The 8,027-nt window shown below is 72.0% G+C and carries 6 protein-coding genes and 2 pseudogenes; 7 read left to right on the top strand and 1 reads right to left on the bottom strand.

The features are described from left to right. A pseudogene (locus QR77_RS02550) lies at nucleotides 1-705 on the top strand (Tellurium resistance); the annotation flags it as partial. Nucleotides 706-724: 19 nt separating this feature from the next. On the opposite strand, the gene QR77_RS02545 reads toward QR77_RS02550, so the two are convergent. Further along, a complete protein-coding gene (locus tag QR77_RS02545) occupies nucleotides 725-1,900 on the bottom strand; it encodes a glycosyltransferase (protein ID WP_040019451.1) in 1,176 nt (391 codons plus the stop codon). Between the two features lie 58 nt (nucleotides 1,901-1,958). Between QR77_RS02545 and QR77_RS02540 the strand changes: the two are divergent. From QR77_RS02540 to QR77_RS02515, 6 genes and pseudogenes are all read left to right on the top strand, one after another. Next, nucleotides 1,959-2,723, top strand: a pseudogene (locus QR77_RS02540) (aspartate/glutamate racemase family protein); the annotation flags it as partial. 115 nt (nucleotides 2,724-2,838) lie between these two features. Continuing rightward, nucleotides 2,839-3,399, top strand: a complete 561-nt coding sequence (locus tag QR77_RS02535) for a hypothetical protein (protein ID WP_040019450.1) — start codon at nucleotides 2,839-2,841, stop codon at nucleotides 3,397-3,399. Between the two features lie 126 nt (nucleotides 3,400-3,525). Continuing rightward, nucleotides 3,526-5,157: an apolipoprotein N-acyltransferase gene (gene lnt / locus QR77_RS02530; RefSeq protein ID WP_040019449.1), complete on the top strand. Its 1,632-nt coding sequence runs from the start codon at nucleotides 3,526-3,528 to the stop codon at nucleotides 5,155-5,157. Nucleotides 5,158-5,191: 34 nt separating this feature from the next. Next, a complete protein-coding gene (locus QR77_RS02525) occupies nucleotides 5,192-5,674 on the top strand; it encodes an NUDIX domain-containing protein (protein WP_040019448.1) in 483 nt (160 codons plus the stop codon). Nucleotides 5,675-5,759: 85 nt separating this feature from the next. Further along, nucleotides 5,760-6,566: a 3-hydroxybutyrate dehydrogenase gene (locus tag QR77_RS02520; protein ID WP_040019447.1), complete on the top strand. Its 807-nt coding sequence runs from the start codon at nucleotides 5,760-5,762 to the stop codon at nucleotides 6,564-6,566. A gap of 62 nt (nucleotides 6,567-6,628) precedes the next feature. Continuing rightward, nucleotides 6,629-7,837, top strand: a complete 1,209-nt coding sequence (locus tag QR77_RS02515) for an aminotransferase class V-fold PLP-dependent enzyme (RefSeq protein WP_040019445.1) — start codon at nucleotides 6,629-6,631, stop codon at nucleotides 7,835-7,837. Nucleotides 7,838-8,027 lie beyond the last annotated feature (190 nt).

Genomic DNA, 8,027 nt, shown 5'->3' with positions numbered 1-8,027 from the left:
GCCCCGGCCGCGGCGCCCACCCCGCCCGCCCCGGCTCGTACGCCCGTACGACTCAGCAAGGTCACCCTGACGAAGGAAGCCCCGTCGGTCTCCCTCGCCAAGCAGGGCGGCAGCTCCGGCGCCATGCGCGTCAACCTGAGCTGGCAGGAGCGCAAGCCGTCCAAGGAGGCGAAGGAAACCAAGTCGTCCGGCTGGGCCGCGAAACTGAGCCGGGCCGCCGGTATCCAGTCCGCTCTCGATCTCGATCTGTGCGCCCTCTATGAACTGACCGACGGGCGTAAAGGAGTCGTGCAGGCGCTCGGAAACGCGTTCGGTTCCGTCAACCGTCCGCCGTTCATCCAACTCGATCAGGACGACCGCACGGGCGGGTCCAGTGGTGAGAACCTCACAATCAACCTCGACCACAAGGACCAGCTCCGCCGCGTCGTCATCTTCGTCACCATCTATGAAGGCGCGCGCAGTTTCGCCAACCTGGACGCGACGGTCACTCTCCAGCCGCAGAACGGCGCCGCCATCGACTTCTCACTCGGTGAATGCACGGTGCCTTCGACGGTGTGCGCCCTCGCGCTGATCACCAATACCGGTTCCGACCTCGTCGTCCAGCGCGAGGCCCGCTTTCTCGTCCCCGCACCCCGGGTCAGCCCGCAGCGCACCATCGACCAGGAGTACGGCTGGGGAATGAACTGGACCCCCGGCCGGAAGTAGCCGCCACCGGCGGGCCCGCTCAGCGGTCCGGCGCCGGCTCGGGACGGGCGTACGTGCGCCCCTTCCAGGCCGCGCCGCGCCCCCGGTAGTGCAGGACGGCCGAGTCGACCGTCATCAGCAGATACAGCAGCGCGGTGAACGGCAGCAGCGGGGCCGTCCACAGCGACTGCCGGTAGTAGCGCAGCATCGGGACGTACGTGCCCGTCATCAGCGCCCAGGCGGCGAAACCGAGCCCGGCCGAGGCCGCGTCTCCCGTGCACAGCCCCACGATCAGCGTGACGGGCGGCGCCAGATAGATCAGCGCGAGACCCGCCACGGTGCCGAGGAGCACCAGCGGGTTGTGCCGGAGCTGGGCGTACGCGCTGCGCGAGACCATCCGCCACAGATCGCCGAGGGCGGGGTACGGTCGCACGCTGTCGACCCGGTCGGCGAGCCCGAGCCAGATCCGGCCGCCCGAGCGCCGTACCGCCCCCGCCAGCGACACGTCGTCGATGACCGCCTGGTGGATCGACTCGGGGATCCGCGCCCGCTCGGCGGCCTCCGTACGGAGGAGCACACAGCCGCCGGCAGCCGCCGTCGTACGCGACCCGGGACGGTTGACCCGGCGGAACGGGTAGAGCTGCGAGAAGAAGTACACGAACGCCGGCACCACGAGCTTCTCCCAGAAGCTCTCCGCCCGCAGCCGCGCCATCTGGGAGACCATGTCGAGGTCGTTCGCCCGCGCGGCGGCGACGAGTTCGCGCAGGCTGTCCGGCCGGTGCGCGATGTCGGCGTCCGTGAGCAGCAGATACGCGGGATCGCCGGCGCGCGCCAGCGCGATGCCGTGGCGCAGGGCCCACAGCTTCCCCGTCCAGCCGGGCTCGGGCTCCCCGGGCGAGGTCACGGTCAGCGGCTGACCGCCGTGGCGCGCGGACAGTTCCCGGGCCAGCTCGCCCGTACCGTCCGAACTGCCGTCGTCGACGAGGAAGATCTCCAGGCGCCCCGGATAGTCCTGCGCCAGCAGCGACGGCAGACTCAGCGGCAGCACCTCGGCCTCGTCCCTGGCCGGCACGACGACGGCGACGGACGGCCACGGCGGCGAGTGCTCCGCACGGGCGGGCAGGCGCTGATCCGTACGCCAGAAGAACCCGTGACCCAGCAGCAGTCCGACCCATACGGCCAGCGAACCCGTAGCGATCCACGCGATGACGCTCATCTGCCGAAGTCTGCCGCACATCGAGAGGACCGTACGTACGGTCGACTATGGTGACCGAGTGAAGATCGCACTCATGGACTCCGGCATCGGCCTGCTCGCGGCGGCGACGGCGGTCCGCCGGCTCCGCCCGGACGCTGATCTCATCCTCTCCAGCGACCCCGGCAGCATGCCGTGGGGACCGCGTACGCCCGAGGACGTCACCGCACGCGCCCTCGCCGTCGCGCGCGCCGCGGCGGCCCTCCGGCCGGACGCCCTGATCGTCGCCTGCAACACCGCGTCCGTGCACGCCCTGGACGCGCTGCGCGCCGAGCTGGAACCCCTGGTGCCCGTCATCGGTACGGTCCCCGCCATCAAGCCGGCCGCGGCCGGCGGCGGTCCCATCGCGATCTGGGCGACCCCGGCCACCACCGGCAGCCCCTACCAGCGCGCTCTCATCAGGGAATTCGCCGCCTCCGTCGACGTCACCGAGGTCCCGTGCCCGGGCCTCGCCGACGCGGTGGAGCACGCCGACGAGGCGGGGATCGACCGTGCGGTGGCCGCCGCCGCGGCCCTCACCCCGCCCGATGTCACCGCCGTCGTCGTGGGCTGCACCCATTACGAACTCGTGACGGATCGCATCCGCGCCGCAGTCTCCGAGGGACGGACCGGCCTGCCGCCCCTCGTCCTGCACTGTTCGGCCGGAGCGGTAGCCGCCCAGGCGCTGCGCCGTACGGGAGAGCGCCCCGCGCCCGCGGCGGCCGGCGGCCGGGTCACCGTGCTGCTCAGCGGTGCCGAGGGCGAGCTGCCGGCTGCGGCGCTCACCTACATGGAGGGACGGCTGCTGGCCGGTGTCGGCCGTTCGCAGGACGAGATCGTCCCGGGCGGCCCGGCTCAGGAGACCTTCGTAACCGGCGGACTCCGTAGCTCTTCCGGGTCAGAACATGAGTACTCTGCTGGACATGAGGGAGCATCCCCGGCACGAGGGCCACTCCGCTGAGCCCCTGCCCGAGACCTGGAACGGTCGCGCCACCAACCGTGTGCAGTGGCTGTTCGCCGCCGCCGGCGCCGCGTGCGTCGCGCTCGGTGTGGAGCTGGCCATCGACTCCGCCTGGACCTCTGGATACGCGGCGCTGCTGATGTCCGTGATCGGCTGTGTCGCCGCCGGGCTGCTGATGGTCTTCGGCACGCTGGCCTTCGTCCATGTGGCGGTCAGGGTCGACGGCGACTGTCTGGAGGTGCGCTGCGGACATATGGGCCTGCCGCGCCGCCGTATCCTGCTCGCCCATGTCGTGGGCGCCGACTTCGCGCCCTGGGTCACTCCGCGCCAATGGGGCGGCTGGGGCTACCGCTGGCGCCCCGAGAAGGGCTCTGCAGTGGTGGTGCGCCGTGGCGAGGGCCTGGTCCTGCGGCTGGGGGACGGCCGGAGCTTCACCGTCACCGTGGACGACGCGGAGGCGGCCGTGCGGATCATCCGGCGCCGGCTGCGCCCCGTGGTCAAGGGCACGGCGACGGGCACCTGATCAACCGCCCGCACACGACGGTGCGCCGAACCGCGCGGCGTACCCCGTAGCACGCGACCCCCTCGCATTCGTCACACCGCCGACCGCTCGAAGCGACTCACAGCTCACGCCCGTAGACTCCGCCAGGTGAGCGCGACGATGACAGCGGTAGAACCCACTCCGCCCCCCGCCGACCCGGCCGAGAAGCGCCTGCCACGGCTGCTGCGGGCCCTGGTGAGGCCGGCCGGGGCTGTGCTGTCCGGCGTACTGCTCTACCTCAGCTTCCCGCCACGCCCCCTCTGGTGGCTGGCCCTGCCCGGCTTCGCGCTGCTCGCCTGGAGCCTGTACGGGCGCCGGCTGCGCGCGGGCTTCGGCCTCGGCTACCTCGCGGGCCTTGGCTTCCTGCTGCCGCTGCTGTCCTGGACGGGCGCCGAGGTCGGCTCCTTCCCGTGGATCGCCCTGGTGGCGTTCGAATCGCTGTTCATCGCGGCTGTCGGACTCGGCATCGCCGCGACCTCCCGCCTGCCGGTGTGGCCACTGTGGGCGGCGGCCGTCTGGATCGCGGGCGAGGCGGCCCGCGCCCGGGTGCCGTTCGGCGGCTTCCCCTGGGGCAAGATCGCCTTCGGCCAGGCCGACAGCGTCTTCCTGCCGCTCGCCGCCGTGGGCGGCACCCCCGTGCTCGGCTTCGCGGTCGTCCTGTGCGGCTTCGGTCTGTACGAGGCGTACCGCCAGGTCCTCGCCCACCGGAGGACCGGCCGGGTACCGCGCGGCGCCGTGGTGGCCGCCGCTGCCGGCGTCCTGGTTCCGGTCGCCGGAGCGTTCGCCGCGATCCCGCTCGTGAGCGACAAGGCCGAGAACGGCACGGCGACCGTGGCCGCCGTACAGGGCAACGTGCCCCGCCAGGGACTCGACTTCAACTCCCAGCGCCGCGCGGTCCTCGACAACCACGTCCGCAGGACCGAGCAGCTCGCCCGCGACGTGAAGGCCGGCAAGGTCCCGCAGCCCGACTTCGTCCTCTGGCCGGAGAACTCCTCCGACCTCGACCCCTACCGCAACGGCGACGCGCGGCTGGTCATCGACCAGGCGGTACGGGCGATCGGCGTGCCGACCGTCGTCGGCACGGTGCTCACACCCGACACGGGCAAGCTCCGCAACACCCTGATCCAGTGGGACCCCAAGCGCGGCCCTGTCGCCACGTACGACAAACGGCATGTCCAGCCGTTCGGCGAGTACATCCCGATGCGGTCCTTCGTACGGCTCTTCAACTCCGACGTCGACCTGGTCAGCCGGGACTTCGGACCGGGACACAAGGTGGGCCTCTTCAACCTCGCCGGCACCAAGGTGGGACTCGCCACCTGCTTCGAGGCGGCCTTCGACGGCGCCGTGCGCGACCCCGTCAAGGACGGCGCCGAGATCATCGCCGTACCGAGCAACAACGCGACCTTCGACCGCACCGAGATGACCTACCAGCAGCTCGCGATGTCACGGGTGCGGGCCGTCGAGCACAGCAGGTCGGTGGTCGTCCCTGCGACCAGTGGCGTCAGTGCGATCATCCGCCCCGACGGGACGGTCGTGCAGCAGACGAAGATGTTCACACCGGCGGCGCTGGTCGACAAGGTGCCGCTGCGGACGTCACTGACCCCCGCGACCCGGCTGGGCGTGCTCCCGGAAGTCGTACTGGTGGCGATCGCCGTGGCCGGCCTCGGCTGGGTGACCTTCCGTACGGTACGGGTCCGCAGGGCGGGCGCGGCCGGGCGGAGCGGTCCCGACGGCGCCTGACCGCCGGCGCGGAACGCTCGCTTAGGCTCGGCGCATGGGAACACCTGACTTCATCCGTGAGCTGCGGGCCACCGCGGGCCATCAACTCCTGTTTCTCCCGGGCGTCAGCGCGGTCGTCCTCGACGACGAGGGCCGCGTACTGCTCGGCAGGCGCGCCGACACGGGCCGCTGGTCGATCATCGGGGGCATTCCGGAGCCGGGGGAGCAGCCCGCCGACACGGCGGTGCGCGAGGTGTACGAGGAGACGGCCGTACGGTGCGAGCCGGAACGGATCGTGCTCGTCGAGGCGTTCCGCCGCCCGGTGACCTACCCCAACGGTGACATCTGCCAGTTCATGGACACCACCATCCGCTGCCGTGCGGTGAGCGGCGAGGCGCGGGTCAACGACGACGAGTCGCTCGACGTGGGGTGGTTCTCGGTGGACGCGCTGCCGGAGCTGGAGGAGTTCGCGCTCTTCCGTATCAAGCAGGCCCTCGGCGACGGCCCGACGTGGTTCGAGCCCTCCACTTACGCGTGAGGCGGGGCGAGGGCACGGCCGGCGCGTGTTCGGCACCGGCCGGTCTCAGCCCCGCTGTCGGACCCAGGGCCTACGCTCTTGAACCATGACTGTGCCCCGCACGCCGTCCGACCCAGGGGCGGCTCCCCTCGCCCTCGACCTCCACGGCCGTACCGCCCTCGTCACCGGTGCCGCGAGCGGCATCGGGCGGTCCTGCGCGCTGCGGCTCGCCGCCGCCGGGGCCGGGGTCAGAGCCGTGGACCGGGACCCCGAGGGGCTCCGGGCGCTCGTCCACGGGGCCGTCGGGCTGCCGGGCGGGGTCGAGGCGTGTGTGGTCGATCTGACGGATCTCGACGCCGCGCAGGGCGTGGCGGAGGGCGCGGACATCCTCGTCAACAACGCCGGGCTGCAACTGGTCAGCCCCATCGAGGAGTTCCCGCCCGAGGTCTTCCACACCATCCTCACCGTGATGCTGGAGGCGCCCTTCAGGCTGATCAGGGGCGCTCTGCCGCACATGTACGCCCAGGGCTGGGGCCGGATCGTCAACATCTCGTCCGTGCACGGGCTGCGCGCCTCGCCGTTCAAGTCCGCCTACGTGGCCGCCAAGCACGGACTCGAAGGGCTCTCCAAGACGGCGGCCCTCGAAGGCGCCCCGCACGGCGTCACCTCCAACTGCGTCAACCCCGCCTACGTACGCACCCCGCTGGTCGAGCAGCAGATCGCCGGCCAGGCGGCGGCGCACGGCATCCCGGAGGAGCGGGTGATCGCCGAGATCATGCTCCAGGACACCGCGCTCAAGCGCCTCCTGGAGCCGGAGGAGGTCGCCGAGGCCGTCGCGTATCTCTGCGCCCCGCAGGCGTCGTTCATCACCGGCACCTCCTTCGCCCTCGACGGCGGCTGGACCGCGCATTAGTGATCATCACCGGCGACGCCCCGTGAGGCGTCACCGTGACCGAAGGAGGGGAGAGATCCCGCATGGATCAAACGGACCGCACGGATCACCTGGATGTCGAGTCGTTGCGCGGTGAGACCCCCGGATGCGCGAACCGGGTGCATCTCAACAACGCCGGCGCCGGTCTGCTGTCCCGGCGGACGCTGGAGACGATGACCGGACATCTCGAACTGGAAGCCGCCATCGGCGGTTACGAGGCCTCAGCCCAGGAGGGGGAGCGGATCGAGGCCACCTACGCGAACATCGCCGAACTCGTGGGCGGCGGCCCCGACGACGTGGCGCTGTTCGACAACTCCAGCCATGCCTGGAGCGCGGCCTTCTCCTCGCTGGTCTTCCGGCCCGGCGACCGGATCCTGACCGGCAGGGCCGAGTACGGCAGCAACGTCCTCTCCTACCTCCAGGTCGCCGAGCGCACCGGCGCCGAGGTCGTCGTCGTCCCCAACGACGAGTCGGGCCGGCTCGACACCGCGGCCCTGGCCGAGCTGATCGACGAGCGCACCCGGCTGGTCGGTGTCAGCCACATCCCCACCAGCGGCGGCCTCGTCAACCCGGCGGCCGAGATCGGCCGCATCACGCGCTCGGCCGGAGTGCCCTACCTGCTGGACGCCACCCAGACGGTCGGGCAGCTCCCCGTCGACGTCGCCACGATCGGGTGCGACCTGCTGACCGGGACCGGCCGCAAGTTCCTGCGCGGGCCGCGCGGCACCGGCTTCCTCTGGGTCGCCCCCGGGATCCTGGACCGCATAGAGCCCTCCGTCATCGAGATCGACACCGCCGCCTGGGACGGCGCGCGCGGCTACAGTTGGCGCCCGGGCGCCCGGCGCTTCGGGACCTGGGAGAAGAGCTACTCCAACGTCCTCGGCCTCAGCAGCGCCGTCCGCCAGGCCCTGGACCTGGGCGTCGACCGGATCGCCCGGCGCGCCGTCGCCCTCGGCGCCTACCTGCGGGAGCGGCTCGACGCGCTGCCCGGCGTCGCGACGTACGACCTCGGCGTCGACCGCTGCGCCATCGTGACCTGCAAGGTCGACGGCGTCGCCACCGCCGAGGTCGGCGCCGCGCTCGCGCGCCACGGCGTCAACGTCTCCCTCACCGTCCCCGAGCAGACGCAGTTCGACGCCGAGGACCGCGGCGTCCACCCGCTCGTACGGCTCTCCCCGCACTACTACAACACCGAGACCGAACTCGACAAGGCGGTGGAAGTCATCGCGGGTGTGGCGCGCGAGGCCGGTTGAGTCCACGTCACCAGGGCCGCGCGCGATCCCTACAGTGGTCGGCATGGGAAACCCACCGCCTCTCTCGGCCTTCAGTACGGAGAACATCAGCGCCCCGGCAGCCGACCGGCTCGTCGCCGCGCTGGACGCGCAGGCGGCGAGCGCGGGCGTACGCCGGCTGCGCGCCTGGGCACACCTCGGCGTCGGCGCG

Origin of the sequence: Streptomyces sp. 150FB, from assembly GCF_000818195.1 — a bacterium.
In the GTDB taxonomy this organism is placed as follows: domain Bacteria; phylum Actinomycetota; class Actinomycetes; order Streptomycetales; family Streptomycetaceae; genus Streptomyces.
This window is presented reverse-complemented; position numbering and strand designations above follow the sequence as displayed.

Excerpts from the sequence above, each read along its gene's own strand:
- QR77_RS02520 (WP_040019447.1), top strand. The coding sequence starts at position 5,760 with ATGACTGTGCCCCGCACGCCGTCCGACCCAGGGGCGGCTCCCCTCGCC.
- QR77_RS02535 (WP_040019450.1), top strand. The coding sequence starts at position 2,839 with ATGAGGGAGCATCCCCGGCACGAGGGCCACTCCGCTGAGCCCCTGCCC.
- QR77_RS02545 (WP_040019451.1), bottom strand. The coding sequence starts at position 1,900 with ATGAGCGTCATCGCGTGGATCGCTACGGGTTCGCTGGCCGTATGGGTC.
- QR77_RS02525 (WP_040019448.1), top strand. The coding sequence starts at position 5,192 with ATGGGAACACCTGACTTCATCCGTGAGCTGCGGGCCACCGCGGGCCAT.
- QR77_RS02515 (WP_040019445.1), top strand. The coding sequence starts at position 6,629 with ATGGATCAAACGGACCGCACGGATCACCTGGATGTCGAGTCGTTGCGC.